The following is a 25,237-nucleotide window of genomic DNA, read 5'->3' as shown; positions in this document are numbered from 1 at the left end:
GAAATTGTTTTATATTACTTGCTTGTGACTCTTAACATTGATAAATAAAATAACAACTAGATATAATCTAGTAAACTATGAATTAAAAGCTGTTATTCTATCTCATAAAACTTAAAGTAGGCTTAAAGTTTTAGTAAAAATTAACTAATTTTCGCCAAAACCTTAATTTTTTCAATAATATTATTATTTAAACCATACTTTTTACTGTATTTGCTAATACATGAATTATCAAAAAATTCTAAAACAACCTCTTTTTCTATGTCTTTGTAACTATAGTTTTCTTTTATAAGTTTTGCTATTTCAATTAATATTTCTGAACTTATATTATATAAGTCAATTTTAATATATTCTGTTTCAAATGCTTTAGGCATAGGAGTAAAATCGTTTTGATATTTATTATTTATTTGTTTTTGATTATTATTTTGATATGTTCTATTATCATTTTTACCTTTTTTACTAAAAATATCAATATTATTAAAATCTAAATTATCTAAATAATTATCATTTAATATTATTAAATCACTTAAAAATAATGTATTTTTTAAATTTTCTCTTTTTAAATTTATTTTAAATCCATATAACTCTTTTGATTTTTCTTCTTTATTTACAATATTTATTGTCTTAAATTCAGCTTCTAAATCACCTATAATATTTTCATTAAAACACAATATATTAAAATTTGAATAATAATCAAGTGCTTTAATACTAGCATATTTTTTATTATTCTTACTAGTTTTAAATTCTACTTCTTCTATTATCCCTAAGCAAAATACATTGTAATCACCATCATCTAAATTTTCAAAATCACTACTTTTATAATGTTCTATTTTTCTTACTATATTTTTAAATTCATCTAATGGATGATTTCCTAAATAAATGCCTAAGTATTCTTTATCAAATTCAGCAATCTCTGCTACACTAAATTCTTCTTGATTAATTATTTCAATACTACTTTGATATTCTGTTTCAAACGCTGCAAATAAGCTATCTTCAATCATTTTATCATGTTCTTTTTTTGCCTTATATTCACTAATGATATAATCAACAGCATTAAATGCACTTTTTCTATTAATCCCAATACATTCAAAACAACCCGTTTTAGCTAAAGATTCTAAACCTTTTTTATTCATATAAGCAGCATCAGCTCTTGCAATAAAATCTTTCATATCACTAAATGGCTTATTACCCCTAACTTTTGCAAGTCCTTCAGCACTAGGAATTCCAAAGCTTTTAATAGAACCAAGCCCATAGACAATAGCTGCTTTTCCGTTTTTATCAATAACGTTAAATTCCCTTGTGCCGTCATTTATATTAGGTGGTAAAAGTTCAATTCCTAATCTATCCAACTCATCTTTATATTTTTCAATTTTTGTAGTGTTACCTTCCTCACTAGTTAGTAAAGCTGCCATAAATTCTGTTTCATAATATTTTTTAAGATAAGCCGTCTGAAAGGCTACTAGAGCATAGGCTGCTGAGTGAGATTTGTTAAAGCCATATTCAGCAAATTTTAAGATAAGCTCCCATAAATCATCAGCCTTTTTCTCATCAAAACCTTGTTTTCTAGCACCATCTAAATATTGTCCTTTTAATTTCACCATTTCTTCAAGCTTTTTCTTACCCATAGCACGGCGAACTAAATCAGCTCCACCTAAGCTAAACCCACCAATGGTTTGAACTACTTGCATAACTTGTTCTTGATATACAATAACCCCATAAGTTGGCTCTAAAATAGGCTTTAATTCAGGGAAAGCATATACAGCTGGTTTTCTTCCGTGCTTAATATCTATAAAATCATCAACCATTCCACTATCAAGTGGGCCTGGACGAAATAGAGCCAAAACAGCGATTAAGTCTTCAAAGCAAGTTGGCTTAAGCCTTGAATTTAAATCCTGCATTCCAGAGCTTTCTATTTGAAAAATCCCAAGAGTGTTTCCAGTTTGAATTAAATCATAAACACCTTTATCATTTACATCAATTTTATTCCAATCTATATCAACATTATGACGTTTTTTTATAAGTTTTATAGCATTATCAATAACAGTTAAAGTCTTTAAACCTAAGAAGTCAAATTTAATTAAATCCACATCTTCAAGATAATCTTTAGTATATTGAGTTACAAGTGCATCTGATTTTGTTTGCTTAAATAGTGGAGTTTTTTTCCATAATTCTTCATTTGAGATAACTACTCCAGCTGCGTGCATTCCTGCGTTTCTATTAAGTCCTTCAAGTGCTAATGAATATTCCCAAATCCTACTTCCAATATTGCTTTGACCTCTTATATCATTTGGGTGACAAACAATATTTTTATATTCAGCTCTATTATTTAAATCTTCAATAAAAGCTTTTATATCTGGATTTTTTTCATATGCTTCTTTTAGAGTAATTTTTAACTCATCAGGCACTAATTTTGCTAAGGTATCAGCATCTTTTATTCTTAAACTACAAACTCTTGCAACATCACGAATAACACCTTTTGCGAGTAATTTACCAAAGGTAATTACCTGCGCTACATTATAACGACCATATTTTTCAACAACATAATTTATAACTTCACCACGCCTATTTTGACAAAAATCCACATCAATATCAGGCATAGATACACGCTCAGGATTTAAAAAACGCTCAAAAAGTAGATTGTAAGGAAGTGGGTCAAGGTCTGTTATTTCTAAACAAAATGATACCAATGAACCAGCGGCTGAACCTCTACCTGGTCCAACAGGAATATCCATATCTTTAGCAGCCTTAATAAAATCATGAACGATTAGCATATAACCACTAAAATGCATGTTTTTAATAATATCCATTTCAGTTATAAGTCTTTGTTTGTAAATTTCATGTTTGTCTTTATCTATATGAATTAGTCTTTTATCAAGTCCATTCCAACATAATTTTTCAAATAAAATATCATCATTATCAAAACTAAATTGTTTATTACTAGGTAATTCTAAGCCAATTTTTTTGGCATATTCAAGTGCAAATTTAAAATTTGGTGGAGTAGGGTTTCCTAAGTTTAATTCTAAATTACACTTATCAACTATTTCTTGAGTATTACTTATAACTTCAGGCACATCAAGGAATAATTCATGCATTTGCTCAGGGCTTTTTACATAAATTTCACTCATAGTATGGCGTAATTTACTATCTTGTTTTGCTTCCTCGCTAGTAGGATCAACACCAATAATAGCACCTGTATTAATTGCCATTAAGATATTTAAAGCTTGTGCCTTATCCTTATATAAATAATGTGTATCGTTAGTAGCTATTACTTTTATATTTAATTCTCGTCCCAATCTTAAAATATCTGTATCTATGTTAAATTGTGCATTTATACCCATTCTCATAATTTCAAGATAAAAGTCATCTTTAAAAACTTCTTTATACCATAATGCTGCTTCTTTTGCACCTTCGTAGCCTTTAGCACCAAAATCAGCATTAGTTTTTCCATTTTTACGTTCTTCATAAGCATTTAAATGCCAATTTACTTCTCCACCTAAACAAGCCGAACTACAAACTAAGCCCTCACTATGCTCTTTTAACAATTTTTTATTTATTCTAGGATAATAATAAAAACCTTTCAAATAAGCCATAGAACTAAGATACATTAAATTTTCATATCCTTTTTGATTTTTAGCAAATAAACATATATGCCACCTTTGTCTAGTGCTAGTATCAGCTATGTCATCTTCAGCATGTAAATATCCTTCCATACCTATAATCGGCTTTATGCCTTCTTTTTTCATAGTTTTATAAAAATCAATAGCTCCAAACATATTGCCATGATCTGTAATAGCACAAGATTTAAAATTTAATTCTTTTAATCTTTTAGCTAATTCTTTTATCTTATTTGCGCCATCTAAAAGCGAATATTCTGTATGTAAATGTAAATGTGTAAAATCCATAATTTATCCTTTAGGGCTATTTTAGTCGTTTTATCTAAAGACTTTTTAAACACAAAATCTATTTTAAATTCTTTGAATTTTTATAGAATTTAAAATAATTTTGTATTTAGCTTAAAAGGAATTATTTAAAATATCTAGCATTTTTTTATGATAGGCATTAATTTCTTCTAAATCCCAGCTATTTTTAGAATAGACTTCTAATAATTTTAGACTAATTATTATTTTTTCATTTATGAAATTTTGAAAAATATTTTTCTTTTTATTAAAATCTTTATCGCTAAATTGTGAGTTTTCACTATCGCTTATTACGGCTAAATTGCCTAAGTCATCAATTTTGCTTTTGCTTTGTGGGTAAATATGCTCAATTGAATTAATATCTCTAAAGCGATAATTTGCAATGTAATTTTTATAGTTGTTTTTAAAATCAACATCTTGCATTAGATAGTATTCATAGCGTTGTAACCAATAAACAATATTTGGATGATTATAATTTAAATCATCAAGATTGTCGTTTTTTGCTAGATTATCATCTAGGTTTTTTAGCTCTTTAAATAAATCTTCATCACTTTTACAAGTTAGTAAAGTTTCTAAATATTCACTAGGATTTCTAGCTACTCTTAAATAATTTAAAAACAATTCAAGCTTAGCATCCTTTAAATCTCCTAAAAGCTTATAATCTTCGTGAGTTTTTCTAACACTTCTTCTATCAAAAATAATTCTATATTCTTTTAAAGCATTTATTATTTTTATAGCATTTTCTTTAGAATGTTCTAATTTATTCCAAGTATTTTCTAAGAATTTGTTTTTGTTAATTTCTATATTATTTGGAAATAAAATCTTAAAAACATATAAAACAAAAGTAGGGTAATCAATAAGGCTTTCGTATATTTTTATATTATTTTCATGATTTTTGGTATTTAAAATATCATCTATACTAAGAGCTTTGTATTCTGTATTAAAATCAGCTATTTTATCCATTTGCATACATTCATTTAAAATATTTGAATAATAAAAATATTTATCATCATCTTTTAAGAGATTTAGTAAATATGATTTTAAAATATCGCTTTCATCAAGGGCTTGAGAGTTGCTATTCATATTTATAAAATAATTGCCACAATTAATACCATTTAAAATCACAAGATTTATTCTGATATTTTTAAAAAGGTTTTCGTTTAATTTTGACTTATCATTGTCTTTAAAATACTCTTCAAAAGTATTAAAAGCATTGTCTATATTCTCGCCTAAATTATTAAAATCATAATCCCAAATAGCATCTGTTATATCTTCTCTTAAAGGCATTTTAAATCTACATTCATTTTCTAAATACGCAAAATTAAAAGCATTTGCAAATTCCCCTTCAGCTTTTTGCATTTTGTTATTTTCATAGCACATATAAGCACATAAGAAAAATATAGTGCTAAGCCTTTGTTGCCCATCAATTATTATTAATTCATTATTTCTTAAGCTAGTTGTAATTGTACCTATGAAATATTCTTCGTTTGCATTTAAAATATCATCTAAAAGTATTCTTATTTGCTCTTTATCCCATTCATATAACCTTTGATAAATCGGTATTACAAGGCTTTGATTTATTTCGCTTATTTTAATGATTTTGCTATTCATAAGAAGCTCCTAAAATACCATAATTTTTAAATTCTTGCTCTAAAAATTTAAGCCTTTGAAATGAACTAATTTGATATTCCTCTAATCTTATTAAATTATCTAATCTTTTTATAAAATCATTTTCACAATTTGAGTTTATTACCATTTTAGTAATTCTTCTAAGGTCTGCAACAAGCGAAATATAATCAGTCCTTCCACCTGTAATAACCTTATAATACATTATCCTTACAATCATCCTTGCCACCCTATCAAAATCCCCATCAAGAAATTTATCAAGATATACGATAAGTGCAAATTGTGTATATATATAAGAATAATCATAATATTTGCTTTTTGGATAATTGCTTTTAACAAGTTTATTTAAAAAGCTACTTTTAGCTATCACATCTTTATTTTCATAATGTTTTTTAACCCAAGAAAAAAAGCTAATTCCATTAGCAAAACTTGCATTTATATTGTTTAGATTTAAACCTGTGCTAAAAGGTGTAATTTTGCAATATTCATCAATAATATCAATAGCCCAAGAATAATAATAAAAATCAAATTTATGCTCATCATCAAATTTTCTAATCATTGCTAAATTTTCTAAGAAAAATTGAAAATAGTTTTTAACCACTTCGTTACTTTCATATATTTTATTGCTTTTACCATTTTCAATAAATTCATTATATTTTTTCACATAGTAATTAATTAAATCATTATTGGTATTTAATACCCAATATGCTTTGATTAAATCATAATTTTCTAGCTTTTTACCTTTGGTATTAATATTATCAAAAAACACAAAAGCTCTTTTTATATCATTCGTGCTAATATAAATAAAATTAATCTTTTCTAGCTTTCCGTAAAAATTTGTTTTATTTTTTAGATATTCTTTTAAAAAATCGTAATTTTTCTTTATATTTATATGCGATATTTGATGATGATATTTGGCGTTTTTTAAAAAAACTCTCATTATCTTTACCTAAAGCTATCAAAATAAGCTTTATAGTGGTTAGCCTTTGCTGTCCATCTATTACCTCGTAAATTGTTTCATTATCTTCTGTTACTTTGTTAGTTTTGTATAAAACGATAGAACCTAGCAATGTTATATTTTTGTTACTTTCAATATCTTTTAAAAGCGTTTTTATATGATTTTCATTCCAAACATAAGGGCGTTGATAGTCTGGTATAATTAAGTTTTTACCTAAAAGTCCTGTAAAATCAATAATTTTTGAATTTATACTCATTTTCTCTCCTTAGCTTAAAAAGTATTTTGTAAATATTTTAAATAAAACTTAGGCAAAGTTTTTAAACTTGGGCAATTATCAAACATATTACTTAATTGAAAAAAAATTTTCTATCTTACTAGTATTGAACTCAAGCTTTTGATTAAAACTTTTACAATAATAAAACATATTTTCCATATTTTCTACATTTTTTGTATCAAATTCAAGCCCTTGATTAAAATCTTCGCACCAAGCAAACATCCTACTCATACTAACAACATTGCTAGTATCCCACTCGCCTACCCCTTCATAATCAGCCCTACCACCAAATAAATCGCTCATATCGGTAATTAACCCTGTATCTATCTCATTAAGCTTGATAGCTGGATTTGCGATTAAAGTTTGTAGTTCTTTTTTATTTTTTGGAAAGTATTTAAAAGTTTTTTTTAATGGGTCTAAAAAAGCACTCACATCTATTTTATCGCTATAAAAATTACTTTTATAAAACATTGATTTAAAAGCTTTATTTTTAAGCTTGCTTAATCCATCATAATTTTGTCTAGTTGAATACGCAAAAAGATTTCTAAAATCATAAATATTTGCAGTATCAATCATAGCTAAAGGCAAACTTTCATCACATACAAGTAGCATTAATTCGGCTTTATTTTTAGGACTTACTATGGCGTTTTTAATATTTAATTTTAAATTACTAAACAAAAACTCACTCTTATTAGCACATCCATCTATCATAGAATAGCATTCAAAAACTTTTAAAATATCAAAGTTAATTAAGCTAATGTTTTTTAAATCAAGATTATTACAAGCATAAAACATCTTATTTGCATATCTTAAAGAACTTACATCAATTTCAAGCTTTTCGTTTAGATTTACGCAGTTTTCAAACATAGAGCTCATATCATTTACATTGCTAGTATCCCAATGGTTTATAAAGCTAAAATCACTCCTAAGGCTATCCTTAAAAAGCTCACTCATATCGTTTATTAAACTCGTATCAATATCTTGCAAATTAGCATTCAAATCATCACAAAGTGCTTTTAGCTCAGCTTTTGTTTTTACTTTTATCATTCTAATTCCTGTTTTAAATTCCTCTTTTTTTTAGTTTTATTAAATACATTAATTTTCTGAAACAATTTGTAAAATTCTTGCAGAAGTATTTTCAAAAGTAAAATAAACCCCATTAACACACCTAGATAAATCTATAATACTATTACAATTAAATTCATAAACTTGAGTACAACTACTACAGTTATCAAACATACTAGAAAAATATTTCACTTTTTTAGTATCAAAATCAAGTTTTTGATTAAACTTACTACATCCACAAAACATAGTTTTCATACTCTCTACATTAGAAGTATTAAAATAAAGTTTTTGATTAAAACTTTCGCAACCATAAAACATACCCACCATATTAGTAACATTTCTCGTATCAAGACTAAGACTTTCATTAAAATAAATACAACCATAAAACATACCTGCCATATTTGTAACATTGCTTGTATTCCATTTATTAATTCCTGAAAAATTCCTACGATTAATTCTGTAAAACAAATAACTCATATCAGTTATTAGGCTCGTATCAATATCTCCTAGATAAATATTTTCATCTTTTATAAGTTCTATTAATTCATCTTTTGTTGTAGGTCTATATTTAAAATTTACAATAATGGCTTTTATATTTAAAGTTTTTAAAAGTTCATCACTTGCCTTAGAATTAGCAAAAGTATAAGAATTTACATTACTCCAGCTCTCAACCCCTTTAAAATCAGTCCTATCGCTGTGTTTAAAAACAAAATCAGTATTAGTTAATCTGCTTATATCAATAAGATTTAGCGGTATGGTGTTATCGTTTAGGATAAACTCTAATTCAGAAGTATTATTAGGAAGCAAAAGACCATTTAGAAAATTAAGCTTAAGATATCTTGTAATAAATTCAGCTCTATTTATGCAACCAACTAGCATTCCAGCTAATGAATTAAGATTTGAAACATCAAAATTCTTAAAACTTATATTTCTTAAATCCAAATTAGTGCAGTTATAAAACATCTTATCCGCATATTTTAAAAATCTCACATCAATTTCAAGCTTTTCGTTTAGATTTATGCAGTTTTCAAACATAGAGCTCATATTAACAACATTGCTAGTATCCCAAGTATTTATAAAGCTAAAATCACTCCTAGAACTATCTTTAAAAAGCTCGCTCATATCAGTAATTAAACTCGTATCAATATCATGCAAATTAGTATTCAAATCATCACAAAGTGCTTTTAATTCAATTGCTGTTTTTACTTTTTTCATCTTATTTTCCTTTTTAGCTTTTCTTCTCTATCTTTACGCTCTAAAACATTTATAGTATGATTATAATTATCATATAAAAAATACTTATGAAAGCCCACTACATCAAACCTATTCCCACCAAAAAACGATATAAAAAGTGCATAGCTTTTCACAGCATTTAACTCATCTTGAATATCTCTTAAAAATACATCTCCTATACAAAAATCACTTATAGCTAATAGGTTTGCTTTATTGTTGTATTCTCTTGCCTTTTTTAAACTTGCCTTTAAAACCCAATCTATATCATAACCCCCACTAGCTTTGTATTTTGATAGGGCATAAAGCAATTCATCATAGCCGTGCTTTTTAGATGTTTTTATATTCTCTCCACTTCCAGCTAGAATTAAAATACACTCTTTTTTGTGTTGTTTGCATTCATTTATTAGATAATACCCTACCGTTTTAGCCACCATTTCAGGAGCTCCACTCATACTGCCACTATTATCAATAGCTATTATTAGTGGGCTGATTTTGCCTTTATCACTTGATTTATTTAGCCAAGTGCTAAGGGATTTTTCACAAAACTTAGCAAAAAATAGATTTTCGGCTAAGCTATCATTTAGCAAGGCAAACTCACTTGGCAAGGCGTTTTTAAGTATATCAGAGCTTGTAATTCCATCTAATTCATAACCTAAATTATGCTTATCGTTTTTACTTACTCCTATGCCAAAACCTTCGCAAATCATCTTGCAAAGCCTTTTTATTTCACTTTTTTTGATATTGTCATTTCTATATGAATGTGAGGCTTTTACTATGTCTTTTTCGCCACCTACGCCTCTATCGCTAAAAAAATCCTGCATTCGTTTTTTAAAATTTTTTAAATCTCGTTTTTTAGGATTTATTTGTGGTGTTTGAGTGCTTGAACTTTGCTGATTTTTAGTATTTTCTTGATTACTATTATTATCTACATCGCTTTCATCATTTAAAAACTCTAAAACTTTTAAAATCTCATTTAGTTCTTGCTCTAACTCATCTAATTCATCATCACTTAAAATCTCTTCTTGATTTTGCTCTTCGTTTTGTTCTTTAGAAATTTCTTGATTTTTGCTTTTATTTTTTCTTGGATTTTTATTTTTACTTTTATTATTTAATTCTTCGCTATTTTTAGTGCTTTGATTTTCTTCATTTTGCTCTTGTAAATCATCTTTTACTTCTTCAAGGTTTTCTTCTTTATTTTCTTGATTTAGACAATCATATTCTTTAGATAAATTATTTTCTTCATTTTTAAAATTTTCTAAATTTTCATTTTCTTGATTTTGTTTGTCTTTTTGATTTTTGTTTTTAGTTTTTATTGGTTTTTTCTTTTTATTTTGGTTGCTTGTAGCTTCATTATATTCTTCTTTGTTTTCGGCGTATTGATTTTCTTCTTCATTTTGCTCTTGTAAATCATCTTTTGTTTGTTTAAGGTTATCTATTTGCTCATATTCATTTAAAAAAGCATTATTTTCTTTAATATTATCTTGCAAGTGCTTTTTATAATTTTGATAAGCATTTTTAGCAAAATGTACTAATTCTAATAGATTTTGCCTTTTTAATTCACTATCAAAAAGGCATTCTATATCGCTTAAAATCTGCTTAATATTTTCAGTATCGCCGTATTTTATAAAACCAAAATCCTTGCTAAATTTTGCAAAAACATCCAAACAAGCATTAAAATATTCATCATTTATATTTTTAGCCAATATATTTTCACTACTAAAAATAGCGGTTCTATAATTTCTAATATCTTCTATCATAGATTATCTCTCATAGTTTTTGCAATGCTTAAAAGCTCTTCTTTATTATCCATACCAAGCTTTATGCTAAACCCTAAGAAAATATTTTCATAAGTTCCGCTGTTTAATTCTACACTTTCAAGCTTGTCGCATACAGCATTAAAGCCCATTTTTATAAATCTTATATCGTTTGATTTAAGTGGGATTTTTTCTATAATTTTATTATCTTTAGCCAAAAAAACACTATTCATATCTAATTTAAAATTAATATCACCTAACTCATTTACGCTAAAAGCATTACTAGGATTAAAGATTAAATCAAGCTTTTTATTAAGCACATCTGAATGCACTGCTAGATAAAAAGTGCTTAAACCACTATCATTTGGGATACTTTTAATATCAGGAAATTTACTAACTAGCATTGAGTTTATGTATTTATAAAATTCACTATTTAGCTCTATGTTCTTATTTGCGTTTTTCAAAAACTCACTTTTAGTGTATTTATCAATAATATCACTGACTGATTTTATATCATCTAAATTAGTCCAAAAACAATGCTTCAAAAGCTCTAAATCCTCGCAAATCATCTCATCTCTACCGCTTAAATAAACGCTAGTTTTTATTATCTTAATAGCCTTTAAAAGCCTTCTTTCGCTTACATCTATTTCAATCTTTGCTAATTCTTTTTTAATATCAATTATCGCGTCTATTACTTCTTTACCAAGCCTTACTTTAAGAGAATATTCTTTTATCATTTTTAATTCATCTAGGCTAAAAGCATTTGTAATATCTACATTTGCACCTTGTTCATTACCATTTAAAAGCTTTGTTAAATCTCTTTTTTGAGTAAGTCTTGGCACTACAAGTCTCATTAAAAACCTGTCATATAATGCTTCTAATCCTTCTCCTTCATCAGGGAATTCATTACTTGCAGCAATAAGTCCAAGCAAAGGCACATCTATTATATCTTTGCCATTTTTATAGATTTTTTCGTTAATTATCGTTAAAAGCGTGTTGAGTATTGCAGGTGAGCTTTTCCAAATCTCATCTAAAAACACCACATTAGAAGTTGGCAAAAAACCTTCAATTTGGCGTTTTAGCTCATCGTTTTTAAGTGAAGTAAGCGATAATGGTCCAAAGACTTCTTCAGGAGTGCTAAATCTATTCATAAGATATTCAAAATAATTTGCGTCTTTAAAAATATTGCTAATTCTTCTAGCTACCAAGCTTTTTGCAGTTCCAGGAGGTCCATAGTAAAACACACTCTCACCTGCTAAAAAGCACAAAATACTAAGATTTATAATCTCATCTTTACCAACAAGCCCAAGGCTTAAATCCTTTTTCATTTTTAAAATGCGTTCTTTCATTTTTTATCCTTTTTTATAAGATGTAAAAGGATTGTAGCAAATGGGTAGTCCTGATTATGTCCATATGTGATTTTTTAAAAATTTTTTTTAGAATTTGAATTAGGAATTTCATTTTAATTTTATATTTGGTTTAAGAACTTCACTCTCGTAAAATTATTTAAATTAGATTAAAAATACACGAAATAAATTCATCTCGTGTATTTGAATTTATTTTATGTATTTTCAAATGATTTTTGTAAGACTTTTAGCATTGCATTTTGGTGGTCTTTAATTTGCTTTGATAACCATTTACCTTCTTTATATTTTTCATTTTTAAATACATCAAATAGTTTTAAACTTATAATTTTATTATTGTTAAAATCTATTCTTTTCTTTTCATATCCTTGGTTGCTTAGGCTAGAGTTCTCGCTAGAGCTAATAAGGGCTAAATTGCCAAACGAATGCAAAACATTTTTATCTATTTTATTATTAGTTTGTTCTTCTTCATGCTGGGCTAAGATATGCTCTACCGAATTAATATTTCTAAAATAATAGCCACTTTTATATTTTTCAAACTTCTCTTTAAAATCTGCTCCTAATTCTTGATTTGTATAATAATTACCAATTAATAAATAATATTCCAAACGGTGAAACCAATAAGTAAGATTTATTTTATAATTTCCACGATTATTGTAGTTTAAAAAATCAAAATTTATATTTTGTTTTTCACAAGGTTTATTTTCAAAATCTTTTAAAGTATAAATTAAATTTGAACCATCTTCAATCATTTTGCAAGCCAAGAAATCATCAATGTTTTTTAGATATTTTCTAAGATTATCTGCATTATCATTATCTTTTAACTTATCCAAACAATTTTCATTAGTTATTTCTTTTTGCTTTTCTACGATTTCGTTTTTACAAAATTCTAAATAATGCGTTAAAAAGTGGTGGTAGTTGGCATTATCTCCACGCCTTGCTACTCTTAGATAGTTTTGAATAATTGCTAAATTTTTTAAATCATCTTTTTTATCATCTTTCACTTCATCCCAAATATTTTTATCATTCTTTTTAAATCTATTCCATAACTTATACACATTTTCATCATCATCAGATTTTCTTTTTATCACAAAGGTATCAAAGATGATTCTATAATCTTTTAATGCACTTATTATTTTTATCGCTATTTTTGCTCCACAATTATTATTAAATTCTAAACAATCCCAAGTATTTTCAAGGAATTTATCTTTTTTTATTGATATTTGTGTTCCTATTTTGAAAATCTTTTTATCAGATCCTTCTTTTAATTCTTGCCTTGATAAAATCTTAAAAACATGCAAAACAAAAGTAGGAAAATCAATTATACTCTCAAACTCGGCTCGTTCTTTTTTCTTATCTTCTTTTTTACTTATTTTATGCCATTGAATTATTTTTTCAATTTTTTGGCTCTCACCTATCATGTTATTGTTCTCACTATTATTTACAAAACCAAAATCTGAAAAATAATTCATCTGCGAACATTCATCAAATATCCTAGCGTATTTTGTAACTTCATTTTGTGTATTCTCATCACTATGTATTTTTTCTAATAATCTTGCCTTTAAAATATCTGTGCCATCAAGCTGAACGCCTGTGTTATTCATTCTTACAAAGTATTTATTTAGCTCTACTTGGTCACTTAAAATAACTAAATTAAACTTAACTTCTTTTTTTATAAAATTAATAAATTCTTTTTTTAAATCTTTACCATCTTTACTAAAATATGCTTCAAAAAATTTAAAAGCATTTTTAAAACCTGCGTTAGTGTTATTTGCGTCATTAAAACACTCATCTAAATCTTTATTATTACTACCGCAATATTCATTTATCGCTTGAATATCTTCTTCTCTAATAGGCATTTCTATATCAAAATAATCTTCTGCCTTAAAATCTTTTTTTAACAAATACCTTAAAACTAGCCAAATAGTAGTCAGTCTTTGCTGTCCATCTATAAGCTCATTTTTCTCTTCTTTTTTAGCTACTACAACATTACCTATAAAATGAGATTTTTCATTACTTTCATCTTCTTGCTTGTTATTATGCTCAATACAATTTCTAAAATCATCTAAAAGAGCTTTTATTTGCTCATCTTTCCAAGCATAAAGCCTTTGATAAGGAGGGATTGTAAAAGTTTTCTTAAATTGTATATTATTGTTTTTTTCATTTAGTTTATTGATAGTGCAAATTACTGATATTGCTTTTTTAACTTGTTTGTATTTTTTATTTTGCTCCATTTTGCTCTCCTAAGTAATGACCTAAAATTCCATATTTTTCGTATTTTTCACGTATTTCTTCTAAATATTTTTTACTTTCGTTTCTTTCTGCACCTTTATGCTCGTTTTTTTCTTCTTGATAGCACTTTTCTATAAAAAGCTCTAACTGATTAGCCAAATCACTTTCATAGGTGCTAAAATGAATGATTTTTAAAATATCTAAAGCATTTTTTGAGCAACTAATACTACCTTCAACTATCCTTTGCGAATAAACAGCTCTAGTAATTAGCAAGGCTACATAATCAAAATTAGCACAATTAAACTTATCTATATAAGCCACCAAGCACATTCTAACGCCTGTTAAAATATTTACCTTACTTTTAATATCTGGATTATTTAAATCTTTTAAAAAATCTAAGCTTTTTACATACTCAAGTATTTTTGCGTATTTTCTAAAATATTCAAAAAACTCACTACCTATCGCAAAATCCCTCATAATACCATTGTCATATTTTGATATATTGTCTAAATCTTCTTTGCAAAACTCAGCAAAACTTAGTTTATTAAAGCCTTTGTATATTTTTTTACCTCTAGTCCATAATCTAATCGGAGTTAGAATACTATTTATAAAATAAGAAATATCAAGAGAATTAGGATAATCTTGCTGTTTTATTAGCTTTTCAAAATACCTAGCTTCATTATTTTCTAAAAATGTGCTTTTTTGGCTTAAACTTTGTAAATGAAAAGCTTTGATTAAATCATAACTTTCTAGCTTTTTGCCTTTTGAGTTGGTATTGTCAAAAAATATAAAAGCATCATCGGCATTTGTTGTAGCTACTATTATAAATTGAGTTTTTTCTAGATTTTCTAAAAAATCTTTAGCCTTATCTTCATTACTCAAATAGTTTTTAATATACTCGTAATTAGTCTTGATATTATCTTGAGAAATTTTATGAAAAAAGCTTACATCTTTTAAATAGTTATTATATTTTTCTAAAAGTTCTTTTAAATTATTATGGTTGTTTAAAGAAGCCATTAAAATAAGCTTAATTGTAGTTAGTCTTTGCTGTCCGTCTATTACTTCATAAATTGTTTTGCCATCATCTGCTTTATTTTCAGTTTTATGCAAAATAATAGAGCCCAGCAAGGCTCCATCTTTAGTATTTTCAATATCTTTTAAAAGCATTCTTGTTTGCTTTATCTCCCATACATAAGGGCGTTGATAATCAGGTATGCTAAGTTCTAATTCACTTGCCAAAGCACTAAAACTTGAGACATTAGAACCTACTGGATTTTCATCGCTTAGATTAAATTTAATCTCACTTTTAGTCTCATTCATCTTTACTCCTTGCTAATCGCTATTATCTTTAAATCGCTTTTAGGATCATAATGGGTATTGTAATATATTTCATCATCTTGCAACCTTTCTTGGAATTCTAAGAGTTCAAACATTCCTAAATCATCATTATGTATGATATGTAATATCGTTGGGGTGTTAAAGCCTTGTATTTCATCAAAACTCTTATATATCCTAACATTTCCACCATCTTTACATACCATACAAATCTCATCTAAGAGGCTTATGATTTCGTTTGTTGGTTGGTATTCTTCTTCAGTAGCCATTTCATCTTTTATACTTTCTACTAGCTCTCGTGCTGTTTCATAACCTATGCCTAATTCTCTTTGCACATAGGCTATGCTTGGGTTTTTTGCATAAAGTTCTTTTACCTGTTCTATCATTTCAACTCCTTAAAAACTATCATTTCATCTTTTGCTCTTGGATCTTCATAAATCTTAAAAGTTAATTTTGATGGGATGCTATCTCCCACATAATAGCCTAAAAATTCCCTATATTCATCACTGCTAAAATCCCTGTGAAGCCTTACCGCTACGACATCTTTAGGCTCAAACTTATAAAACATTTTATACTCAACTATCTTTAAAGCCTTGTATTTACAAATTTGCTTATAAAACTCATCACAATATTCATCATTATAAAAAATCTCTTCAAGCACCCTACTATCACCCTTACAAACAAAATCATATTTATTAGCACTTATGATATGCAAAATCCCATCACCCCTTGGGCTAAGATTTGTTATCTTTTTTAGTATTTTTCTAGCCTTTATATCTAAAAAGTTTTTATACTCTAAATGATGAAGAATGGTATTTGCTCTAGTCGTATCAATGCCAAGTTTAAGGCTTAGATACATTGCGTCTACCAAGCCACCTTTATGTAAAAGCTTCTTTGCCTTGTTATAAAGTTCATCTTTAAATAATGTATCCTTACCATATCTTATAAAACTTCTAGCGTTCCAACGATTTACCACCCAAGTTCTATAAATCTTATCATTTGTATCGCATAACTCTTCATAAACATCAAAAATCCCCCTATCATAAACCATATCTATAAACTTATAAGAACTAGTTTTTGCGACCTTGCATTCTGCGTTAAGCCTTATTAAAAGTTCATTAAAAACTACGCTTGAGTTTGTATGAATATCTCTTAAAGAATATAAATCACTAGAAAATATAACTCTAGGATGTTTTAGACTAAGACAACCCATAAACATTTCATCAGCATTCTCAACGCCTTTTAAATCAAGCTTATTTATATACCTTAAATTAGTGCAGTTTTTAAACATTCTTTTAGTGTTTCTTAGATAATTTGAAAAACTGTGTGGCTTTTTTGTGATATGCATATCAAGGCTTATAAGGTTTTTGCATCCGTGAAACATACCTTCAGCACTTTTAAGCTTATTAAATACTAGCTTAGGAAGGCTTTTTAGATTTATGGCGTTTTAAACATATATGAAGTATCTCTAACTTGCCCAAGCTCCCACGATTTTAAGCCACTAAAATCACTCCTAGTGCTACCATCAAAAACAAAACTCAAATTAATTATCCTAGAAGTATCAATAAGGCTTAAATCATCTATGCAAAATACCAAAAGTTTTAGCTCAAATCTGTTTTTGGGCTGATATTTTTCGCCGTTTTTTCTAATGTTTGCGTGACGGAGTAAAAAATCTTTGTATGATTTATGACTATGGCGATAAATATCAAAAAATGGGCTTTCACTAAGCTTTTTTAGATTTAGGTTTTTAAGCTCTAAATTATCATAATCCATATCCACCCCAACCATAAAAAACCTAAACTCTTCACAACTTTTCATATCAAGGCTGATTTTAGTGGTGATTTTACCCATACCATCTAAAGCTAGATTTGTTTGATTGAAAATATAAGAAAAATCCTTGCATTTATTAGTGTTTAGGCAATTTTCCTTTGTTAGTATGGCGTTTTCAAACATAGCTTTAACGCTTAAAACATTGCTAAAATCCCAGTGGTTTATATCAGCTAAATCAGCTCTTAAACTATTCTTAAAAAGATAGCTCATATCAGTAATTACGCTTGTATCAATTAGCTTTAAATCTATTTTTGGATTTTTAACTAGTCTTGATAATTCAGCCTTGTCCTTTGGAAAATACTTTTTCATACAAACTCCTTAAATATTTTATGAAGTTATACTATAAAAGTAGTCCTGATTATGTCCATATAAAATATACTAAAAAATATTATAAATTTAAAGCTAGGATAGTTCCTAGCTATTAATCAAGAGAATTAATATCGCTTATTTCGTGATGGATATATCTTTCATCGTTTTCTAAGATATCAACGCTTTTAAACATTCTTTCCCAGCGGATATTATAATCATCATCCCAGCTTAGATAAACAAACCAAGGCTTACCTTCAATATATTTATAATCTACACTTCCCCAAAAGCGGCTATCATTTGAGTGGTCGCGATTATCACCCATCATAAAGTATTCATTGCTAGGCACCTTATAATAATACGCTTTAATATCACTTCTTAATTCACTAACATAAATTGGCTTCATTACAAACTCACCCTTAGCCATAAAGTATTCTATGACCTTATCAAAATCCACTCTTTCATCATAATGAATACCCTTTTTAGTATAAGGCTCTTTTATGTATAATTTGCCTTGCAAAATCACTTGTTTATTAGCAGGATAATTTGCTCTCATGTATTCATCTCCTTCGTGCATTCTCACATAAAGGGTCTTATTTGCAAATATTATCTCATCATCTCCTAAAGCAACGCAGCGTTTAACATAATGTAGCTTTGTATTGTGCGGATACAAAAACACCACTATATCATCTCTTTTAGGCTTAGCATAGCTTAATAAATGCCCATCGCCTTTAAAATCAGGCAACACAGGAACTTCTAGGAATGGAATTCTAGGAGTTGGTATCCCGTAGGCGAATTTTTTTACAAATAAATGGTCCCCTACTAAAAGTGTGTTTTTCATAGAGCCACTTGGTATTGTAAAAGCTTGAGCTACGAAAAATATAAAAACAAGAACAAATACAATAGTCCCCGTCCATGAATTCCAAAAATCAACTAATTTTTGCCATTTTGTTTTATTTTCTTGCATTTTCTTCCTTTTTTAATCTTGCTTCATATGTGTTTTGCATTAGTGCATAAATAGTCATAGGTCCTACTCCGCCAGGAACTGGAGTAATCATACTAGCTTTATTACTTGTCTTAAGATAATCTCCTGATAGTTTTTTGCCATCAATTTCTTTGCAAATCCCAACATCAATTAAAATAGCTCCATCTTTTATAAAATCATCATTTATTAGATGAATTACACCTGTAGCACTTATTAAAATATCAGCGTTTAAAGTATACTCTTTTAAATCTTTTGTATATTTGTGGCATACGCTAACACTTGCACCTTCATTAATCATCATAGCAGCAAGTGGGCGACCTACTATGATACTATCGTTTATTATGCAAATATTTTTGCCTTTTACACTGATACCATAATGCTTCATTAAAATATCAATTCCAAGCGGGGTGCAAGCATAAAAATGTGGTTTTAAATTCGCTAAAACTAAACCTAAATTAAGTGGAGTAAAACCATCTACATCTTTAATAGGATTTATAGCGTTTATGATATTGTCTTTATTAATATGATTTGGTAAAGGTAGTTGCACTAAGATAGCATCTACACTATCATCATCATTTAAATCTCTTATGATTTTTAATAATTCTTTTTCGCTAATACTACTATCTAGCTTATAATCTTTACTAATTATTCCTAATTCATTACAAGCTTTTAATTTACTTCTTACATAAACCCCACTAGCATAATCATCTCCTACTAAAATTACAGCTAAGCAAGGTTTGGTTTTTAGCTCATTAATTTTGAGTTTTAATTGTGCGTATAATTCTTTGCTTAATTTTTTTCCATCTAGCATCAATTTGTAACCTTTATAAAAATAAAGATTGTATTATAACCCTTAAAAACAACGGATTATAAAATGAAATCAAAATTAATATTATTAGTTTTTAGCGTATTTGTTTATGCTAATAGTGATTTTTTAAGCAAAGATGAATATCAATTAAGCTTGTATCAAAACCCAAGGGGAATTGGTTGTGATAAATGTCACGGGCTTGATGGAAGTGAGCAAATATTTGCTACTTATAAAGAAAATGGAAAAACCATTCAAGTAATAATCCCTAGTATTAAAAATATTAGTTATGAGAATTTTTATAAAGCCTTAGTTAGTAAAACAAGTTCAAAAAATATAATGCCAAATTATTATTTAACAAATGAAGAAATAAAAAATTTATACTTATATATCAAGAAAAAAGGAGAAAAAAATGACAAATAAAGAAGCTTTCGCACAAGCACAAACATTAATAGCAGGTGGGGTTAATTCTCCTGTAAGAGCGTTTAAAAGTGTAGGTAGTGAGCCTGTATTTATAAAAAAGGGCGATGGTGCTTATATAATTGATATTGAAGATAAAAAATACCTTGATTTAGTTCAAAGCTATGGACCTTGCATTTTAGGACACGCTGATATAAATGTAACAAATGCTATTATTAATGCAGCAAAAGATGGCACAAGTTATGGTGCTCCTACATTAGCTGAAAGCAAATTAGCACAAAAAGTTATATCGTTATATCCTGCAATAGAGCAAATTAGATTTGTAAATAGTGGGACAGAAGCTACTATGAGTGCAATTCGCTTAGCAAGAGCTTATTCTAATCGTGATGGGCTTATTAAATTTGATGGTTGTTATCACGGACACGCTGATATGCTTTTAGTAAATGCAGGAAGTGGTTTAGCTACTTTTAATACTCCAAGTTCAAGTGGAGTTAGTAAAAACGCTGTAAAAGATACTTATACAGCTAAATACAATGATATAGAAAGCGTAAAAGAGCAAATTGCTATAGCAAAGAGTAATGGTAGTGAAATAGGTGTGATTATTATTGAACCAATTGCAGGAAATATGGGTTTTGTCCCTGCTAAAAAAGAGTTTTTAGAAGACCTTAGAAAGCTTTGCGATGAATTAAAAATCGTTTTGATTTTTGATGAAGTTATGAGTGGTTTTAGAGCTGCTTTAGGTGGGGCTTTAGAGATTTATAAAGTTGTGCCTGATATGGTTTGTTTTGGCAAGGTTATTGGTGGGGGACTTCCTGTTGGAGCTTACGCTGCAAAAAAAGAAATTATGCAACTTCTAAGCCCACTAGGCGGAGTATATCAAGCAGGAACGCTAAGCGGAAATCCACTTGCAATGGCAGCAGGTATTGCAAATCTTGAGCAATTAAACGATGATATTTATAAAAAATGTGATAAATGGGCAAAAAATGCAATTAATGCTATGTTAGATGAGAGTAAAAGTGCAGGAGTGCCTTTTGTAGCTAAAAATATAGGTTCAATGTTAGGATTTTTCTTTAATGAAAAATACCCATTAAATTATGATGACGCTAAGACAAGTGATACAGCTAAGTTTTCAAGATTTCATAAAATTATGCTAGAAAATGGAGTAAATCTTGCACCATCAACCTATGAAACTGCATTTATTTGCTCTAAGTTTGAAGATAAAGAATTTGAAATATTTATAAATGCGTTCAAAAAGGCTATTCGTGCATAATAATGAACCTAGCAAAAAATCTAAACAATTAAAAACTATAATTGAGGCGGCTAATCACCTAAGCTTAGGGATTAGCATTGTTGTAGCTATTTTAATAGGCATTGGAATAGGAGTATTACTTGCTAAAATTTATAAGCCACTTTTCTTTTTTGGCTTACTTTTAGGAGTATCAGCTGCTATTTTAAATGTTTATAAAGCATATAAATTAATAATAAAAATCAATAGCGTTGATGATAAAAAAAATGATGAAAAATCTAATTAAAACTAGACTATAAAATGATTGAAATTTTGCCTTAGTGCTTCACTACTTAAAAACGCTGTACTTAAGGCAAGATTTAGCGACCTACCACATTTTTTCATTGGGATTAAAAATGTATTTTGATTAGTTAATATCGCTTTAATTTCTGGCTGTGGAAGTCCAAAACTCTCACTTCCAAAAACTATAAAATCTCCTATTTTAAATTCAGCGTTAAAATATGGATTATTTGATTTTGTACTAGCGAATTTCATTTTAGCAATATCATTATTAGCTAAAAAATGTTTTGCATTATCCCAAAAAATTGGCTCTAATTTTTCCCAATAATCAAGTCCTGCATGCATTATTTTTTTACTTGAAAAGTCTAAAAAATGAGGTCCAACAAGATGCAATTTAAAGCCTAAGTTATAGCACATTCTACCTATTGTACCTACATTTCCTGCAATTCTTGGCTCAACTAAAACTATATTAAACATTTTCTAAATACTCCTTAATAGCTATTTCTTCACATTTTTTTGCATCATTTTTACTTTTTATATTTTCATAATTTACTTTTATTTTTTTATCATAAATTTTTAATTCTTTTGCCCTTTTTTTTATATTTTTATCTAGTCCAAGCCATTCTTTTAAAGGCATTGTAATAGCAATTTTACATAAATTATAATCATTTATTTCTCTTAAACAAGGTTCATTTTTTAAAATAGATAACTTTTTTTTAAAAAGTAATTTTTTATAATATATATTAAAATAATCAATAAAATAAAAAAACATTAAAACAAATCTTTTGTCTTTAAAAACTAAATTTTTATTACTTTTTATTTTGTGTAATACTTGAAAAAATCTTTTTTTTTCAACACTAAAGCCAAAACACTGCTCAAATAAATTTATTTTATATAAATAATACAAGCCTAATTCTGGATATTTTGCGTTAAATAATTTTATTAATTCAGCGTTTATTCTTTCATTAGATAAATTTGATATATCAATTTTTTTTAAGTATTTTAAATCCTTTTTTTTAGGTTTTAGTCTAAATCTTGCAATAAATTGAATAAACCTTAAAACTCTTAAAGAATCTTCTTTAAAAGTAGAATAATTTACTATCCTAATTAACTTTTGCTTACAATCTCTTATGCCTTTATGTAAATCTATTACTTCCTGTGTAAAAATATTTATCATAATAGTATTCATACGAAAATCTCTTCTAAGTGAGCCTTTGTATATGCTTTTTTCAACTTTCACACTAAAATCGGTATGTAAATTACCTATTTTTTTCTCTGTTCTTGCAAGTGCTAAATCATAATTAAATTTTTTATATACAAAAAAAGCCTTCCCAACACCTAAAGCATTTAATTCCTTAGCTATTTCCTCCATTTTACTAGGACTTACATCATAAATTTCTATATCGTAATCATTTGTTTTATTGCATAGATAAATATCTCTAACACAACCGCCAACAAAATAAGCCCTTTTTGTATATTTTGACAAAATTGATTGTATTTGTAAAAAAGTTTTTTTATTCCAGGGAAGCATTAATTTTTTAAACGTTCTTCAATACTTGCTAACAAAAACTCAATAAAAGTTATTGTAATCTCTAATCTTTTTTGCAAATCTTCTTCGTTTTGCTTTGTATTTAAAGCTTCAAAAAGAACTAAAATTCTTTCTCTAACTTTATTTAAGTATTTTTTTTCAAAATCGCTTAAAATATAGCTTTCTTGACTATTTTTTTGTCTAGTTAATTCTTCTAATCTAGCAATCATAATATCTTCATTAATATCACTATCTTTGTTTTTAAATTCTTTTTCAACATGTGCTACGGCTAATTTAGATAATTCATCTATATTCATATATCTACCAACCATCTTTTAAATTCATTATATTCTTGTTCACTTTTTGCATTCATAAAAAAATCATACATTTTATGATTTAACTCTACTTTATAACTTCTAACCCCGCTTAATCTATAAATACCTTCTTTAGCTGCTTGATTGTTTTTATCACGCTTTAAAATATTTTTATATATTTCAAGGGCTTCTTCTCTTAGCCCTTGTTCTTCATAAATCTTTGCTGCAGTTATTGTTTGCATTAGCAATACTTCGCTACTAATTCGCCCATTTCTTGGGTATTTAATTTAATTTTTGCATTAGCTAAATCAGCACATCCATAGCCTTCGCTTATTACTCTTTTTACTGCGTTTTCTATTTTTGATGCTGATACTTCATCGTTTAATGCAAATCTTAGCATCATAGCAGCACTCAAAATTGTAGCAATTGGATTTGCTATGCCTTGACCAGCAATATCAGGAGCGCTTCCGTGAATTGGCTCATAAAGTCCAACTTTTCCACCTATACTAGCACTTGCAAGTAATCCGATTGAGCCAACTACCATACTAGCTTCATCACTTAAAATATCTCCAAATAAATTCTCTGTTAAAATCACATCAAATTGCTTTGGATTTTTAATAAGTTGCATAGCAGCATTATCTACATACATATAGCTTAATTCAACTTCAGGATAATTTACAGCCAACTCATCGCAAACTTCTCTCCATAAAGCCGAAGTTTCAAGCACATTAGCTTTATCTACCATACATAATTTTTTGCGGCGTTTCATTGCACTTTCAAAACCAATTTTTGCAATTCTAATTATCTCATCACGAGTATAAACCATTGTATTATAAGCTCTATCTTCTAGTTTTTCTCTAGGTTGTCCAAAATAAATTCCACCCGTTAATTCTCTTACTACAAGTAAATCAACGCCTTTTACAACACTAGCTTTAATAGTGCTAAGCTCTTCAAGTCCATCATATACAAAAGCAGGACGAAGATTTGCAAATACTCCTAAAGCTTTTCTAAGTGCTAATAATCCACTCTCAGGTCTTAAATGGCGTTCTAGCTTATCCCATTTTTCTCCACCAATTGCACCAAATAAAACTGCATTAGAATTTAGTGCTACATCAATAGTTTCTTGCGGTAAAGGAACTCCAACAGCATCAATCGCAGCCCCACCCATTAAGCATTCAGTATATTCTAAATCAGGGCGAACTACTTTTAAAACTCTTATAGCTTCATTGATTATTTCAGGACCTATTCCATCACCTTTAATTACACAAATTTTATTCATTTTGCAACCTTACTAGCGTATTCAATCAAACCACCCGCGTTTAATAATTCTTGCATAAATACAGGGATTGGATTTATTTTATAGCTTTCGTTTTTTGTGATATTTTTAATAATTCCATTTGTAATATCTATATCTAATTCATCATTTTCTGCAATTTTATCAGTATCGTTGCACTCTAATATTAAAAGCCCAGTATTATATGCGTTTCTATAAAAAATTCTCGCATAAGTTTTTGCGATTACACATTTAATATTTGCAGCTTTAATAGCAATTGGTGCGTGCTCACGACTAGAACCACAACCAAAATTCTCTCCTGCAACTATGCAATCATTTTCTTTAATTTCTTTAAAAAATCCAGGTCTAGCATCTTCCATAACATAACTAGCTAATACTTTTTCATCACTTGTATTTAAATATCTTGCGGCTATGATTAAATCTGTATCTATATTATCGCCAAATTTAAAAACTCTCATTAAAGCTCCTTTTTATA

Annotated in this window: 24 protein-coding genes; 3 read left to right on the top strand and 21 right to left on the bottom strand. The window is 27.8% G+C overall.

Annotation, left to right across the window (positions count from 1 at the left end; all coding sequences use genetic code 11):
- Nucleotides 1-140: 140 nt before the first annotated feature.
- The 15 genes from dnaE to NY022_RS08205 all read right to left on the bottom strand — a co-directional run bounded on the left by dnaE (nt 141) and on the right by NY022_RS08205 (nt 19,687).
- Nucleotides 141-3,902, bottom strand: coding sequence for a DNA polymerase III subunit alpha (gene dnaE, locus NY022_RS08275; protein ID WP_267525200.1), 3,762 nt, complete (start codon nt 3,900-3,902; stop codon nt 141-143).
- A 108-nt stretch (nt 3,903-4,010) separates the two neighbouring features.
- Nucleotides 4,011-5,525: a DUF262 domain-containing protein gene (locus NY022_RS08270; RefSeq protein WP_267525196.1), complete on the bottom strand. Its 1,515-nt coding sequence runs from the start codon at nt 5,523-5,525 to the stop codon at nt 4,011-4,013.
- Nucleotides 5,518-6,480: a hypothetical protein gene (locus NY022_RS08265; protein ID WP_267525194.1), complete on the bottom strand. Its 963-nt coding sequence runs from the start codon at nt 6,478-6,480 to the stop codon at nt 5,518-5,520. The genes NY022_RS08270 and NY022_RS08265 overlap by 8 nt, the downstream gene beginning before the upstream one ends.
- Nucleotides 6,383-6,754: a DUF262 domain-containing protein gene (locus NY022_RS08260; RefSeq protein WP_267525192.1), complete on the bottom strand. Its 372-nt coding sequence runs from the start codon at nt 6,752-6,754 to the stop codon at nt 6,383-6,385. Before NY022_RS08260 ends, NY022_RS08265 begins: the two co-directional genes overlap by 98 nt.
- 87 nt (nt 6,755-6,841) lie before the next feature.
- The gene (locus NY022_RS08255) at nt 6,842-7,819 is read right to left on the bottom strand and encodes a BspA family leucine-rich repeat surface protein (RefSeq protein ID WP_267525190.1); all 978 of its coding nucleotides are present in this window, start codon (nt 7,817-7,819) and stop codon (nt 6,842-6,844) included.
- Between the two features lie 48 nt (nt 7,820-7,867).
- Nucleotides 7,868-9,052 (bottom strand): BspA family leucine-rich repeat surface protein, encoded by a 1,185-nt coding sequence (locus NY022_RS08250; protein WP_267525188.1) that lies wholly within the window; start codon nt 9,050-9,052, stop codon nt 7,868-7,870.
- Nucleotides 9,049-10,827: a hypothetical protein gene (locus NY022_RS08245; RefSeq protein WP_267525186.1), complete on the bottom strand. Its 1,779-nt coding sequence runs from the start codon at nt 10,825-10,827 to the stop codon at nt 9,049-9,051. Before NY022_RS08245 ends, NY022_RS08250 begins: the two co-directional genes overlap by 4 nt.
- Nucleotides 10,824-12,173 (bottom strand): AAA family ATPase, encoded by a 1,350-nt coding sequence (locus tag NY022_RS08240; RefSeq protein WP_267525184.1) that lies wholly within the window; start codon nt 12,171-12,173, stop codon nt 10,824-10,826. Before NY022_RS08240 ends, NY022_RS08245 begins: the two co-directional genes overlap by 4 nt.
- Before the next feature lie 212 nt (nt 12,174-12,385).
- Nucleotides 12,386-14,422, bottom strand: a complete 2,037-nt coding sequence (locus NY022_RS08235; protein ID WP_267525182.1) for a DUF262 domain-containing protein — start codon at nt 14,420-14,422, stop codon at nt 12,386-12,388.
- Complete coding sequence (locus NY022_RS08230; protein WP_267525180.1) at nt 14,409-15,740, bottom strand: DUF262 domain-containing protein; 1,332 nt, start codon at nt 15,738-15,740, stop codon at nt 14,409-14,411. The genes NY022_RS08235 and NY022_RS08230 overlap by 14 nt, the downstream gene beginning before the upstream one ends.
- Before the next feature lie 2 nt (nt 15,741-15,742).
- Nucleotides 15,743-16,141 (bottom strand): hypothetical protein, encoded by a 399-nt coding sequence (locus NY022_RS08225; protein WP_267525179.1) that lies wholly within the window; start codon nt 16,139-16,141, stop codon nt 15,743-15,745.
- Complete coding sequence (locus tag NY022_RS08220; RefSeq protein WP_267525177.1) at nt 16,138-17,139, bottom strand: hypothetical protein; 1,002 nt, start codon at nt 17,137-17,139, stop codon at nt 16,138-16,140. The genes NY022_RS08225 and NY022_RS08220 overlap by 4 nt, the downstream gene beginning before the upstream one ends.
- Nucleotides 17,140-17,192: 53 nt before the next feature.
- On the bottom strand, nt 17,193-17,894 hold the full coding sequence (locus tag NY022_RS08215; RefSeq protein ID WP_267525174.1) for a BspA family leucine-rich repeat surface protein: 702 nt from the start codon (nt 17,892-17,894) through the stop codon (nt 17,193-17,195).
- Between the two features lie 112 nt (nt 17,895-18,006).
- On the bottom strand, nt 18,007-18,858 hold the full coding sequence (gene lepB, locus NY022_RS08210; protein ID WP_267525172.1) for a signal peptidase I: 852 nt from the start codon (nt 18,856-18,858) through the stop codon (nt 18,007-18,009).
- Nucleotides 18,845-19,687: a bifunctional 5,10-methylenetetrahydrofolate dehydrogenase/5,10-methenyltetrahydrofolate cyclohydrolase gene (locus NY022_RS08205; RefSeq protein WP_267525170.1), complete on the bottom strand. Its 843-nt coding sequence runs from the start codon at nt 19,685-19,687 to the stop codon at nt 18,845-18,847. Before NY022_RS08205 ends, lepB begins: the two co-directional genes overlap by 14 nt.
- Nucleotides 19,688-19,750: 63 nt before the next feature.
- On the opposite strand from NY022_RS08205, the gene NY022_RS08200 reads away from it, so the two are divergent.
- Genes NY022_RS08200 through NY022_RS08190 form a run of 3 tightly spaced genes read left to right on the top strand, consistent with a single transcriptional unit; the run spans nt 19,751 to nt 21,633 of the window.
- The gene (locus tag NY022_RS08200; RefSeq protein ID WP_214120453.1) at nt 19,751-20,104 is read left to right on the top strand and encodes a hypothetical protein; all 354 of its coding nucleotides are present in this window, start codon (nt 19,751-19,753) and stop codon (nt 20,102-20,104) included.
- Nucleotides 20,094-21,371 (top strand): glutamate-1-semialdehyde 2,1-aminomutase, encoded by a 1,278-nt coding sequence (hemL, locus tag NY022_RS08195; protein WP_214117917.1) that lies wholly within the window; start codon nt 20,094-20,096, stop codon nt 21,369-21,371. The genes NY022_RS08200 and hemL overlap by 11 nt, the downstream gene beginning before the upstream one ends.
- Nucleotides 21,364-21,633 carry an AtpZ/AtpI family protein gene (locus NY022_RS08190; protein ID WP_267525167.1) on the top strand — a complete coding sequence of 90 codons (270 nt, stop codon included), beginning with the start codon at nt 21,364-21,366 and terminating at the stop codon, nt 21,631-21,633. Before hemL ends, NY022_RS08190 begins: the two co-directional genes overlap by 8 nt.
- Before the next feature lie 2 nt (nt 21,634-21,635).
- On the opposite strand, the gene NY022_RS08185 is transcribed toward NY022_RS08190, so the two are convergent.
- Genes NY022_RS08185 through NY022_RS08160 form a run of 6 tightly spaced genes read right to left on the bottom strand, consistent with a single transcriptional unit; the run spans nt 21,636 to nt 25,220 of the window.
- On the bottom strand, nt 21,636-22,103 hold the full coding sequence (locus NY022_RS08185) for a TrmH family RNA methyltransferase (RefSeq protein ID WP_267525165.1): 468 nt from the start codon (nt 22,101-22,103) through the stop codon (nt 21,636-21,638).
- Nucleotides 22,096-23,112, bottom strand: coding sequence for a CCA tRNA nucleotidyltransferase (locus NY022_RS08180; RefSeq protein ID WP_267525163.1), 1,017 nt, complete (start codon nt 23,110-23,112; stop codon nt 22,096-22,098). Before NY022_RS08180 ends, NY022_RS08185 begins: the two co-directional genes overlap by 8 nt.
- A 44-nt stretch (nt 23,113-23,156) precedes the next feature.
- Nucleotides 23,157-23,471: a CiaD-like domain-containing protein gene (locus tag NY022_RS08175; protein WP_267525162.1), complete on the bottom strand. Its 315-nt coding sequence runs from the start codon at nt 23,469-23,471 to the stop codon at nt 23,157-23,159.
- On the bottom strand, nt 23,468-23,710 hold the full coding sequence (locus tag NY022_RS08170) for a hypothetical protein (RefSeq protein WP_267525160.1): 243 nt from the start codon (nt 23,708-23,710) through the stop codon (nt 23,468-23,470). The genes NY022_RS08175 and NY022_RS08170 overlap by 4 nt, the downstream gene beginning before the upstream one ends.
- Nucleotides 23,710-24,747 carry a 3-isopropylmalate dehydrogenase gene (gene leuB / locus NY022_RS08165; protein WP_214117844.1) on the bottom strand — a complete coding sequence of 346 codons (1,038 nt, stop codon included), beginning with the start codon at nt 24,745-24,747 and terminating at the stop codon, nt 23,710-23,712. Before leuB ends, NY022_RS08170 begins: the two co-directional genes overlap by 1 nt.
- On the bottom strand, nt 24,744-25,220 hold the full coding sequence (locus NY022_RS08160; protein WP_214117845.1) for a 3-isopropylmalate dehydratase small subunit: 477 nt from the start codon (nt 25,218-25,220) through the stop codon (nt 24,744-24,746). Before NY022_RS08160 ends, leuB begins: the two co-directional genes overlap by 4 nt.
- Between the last annotated feature and the right edge of the window lie 17 nt (nt 25,221-25,237).

The sequence above is a fragment of the Campylobacter sp. MG1 genome (assembly GCF_026616895.1).
Lineage (GTDB): Bacteria > Campylobacterota > Campylobacteria > Campylobacterales > Campylobacteraceae > Campylobacter_E.
The sequence above is the reverse complement of the archived record's forward strand: the minus strand, read 5'-3'. Positions and strand labels throughout refer to the sequence as shown.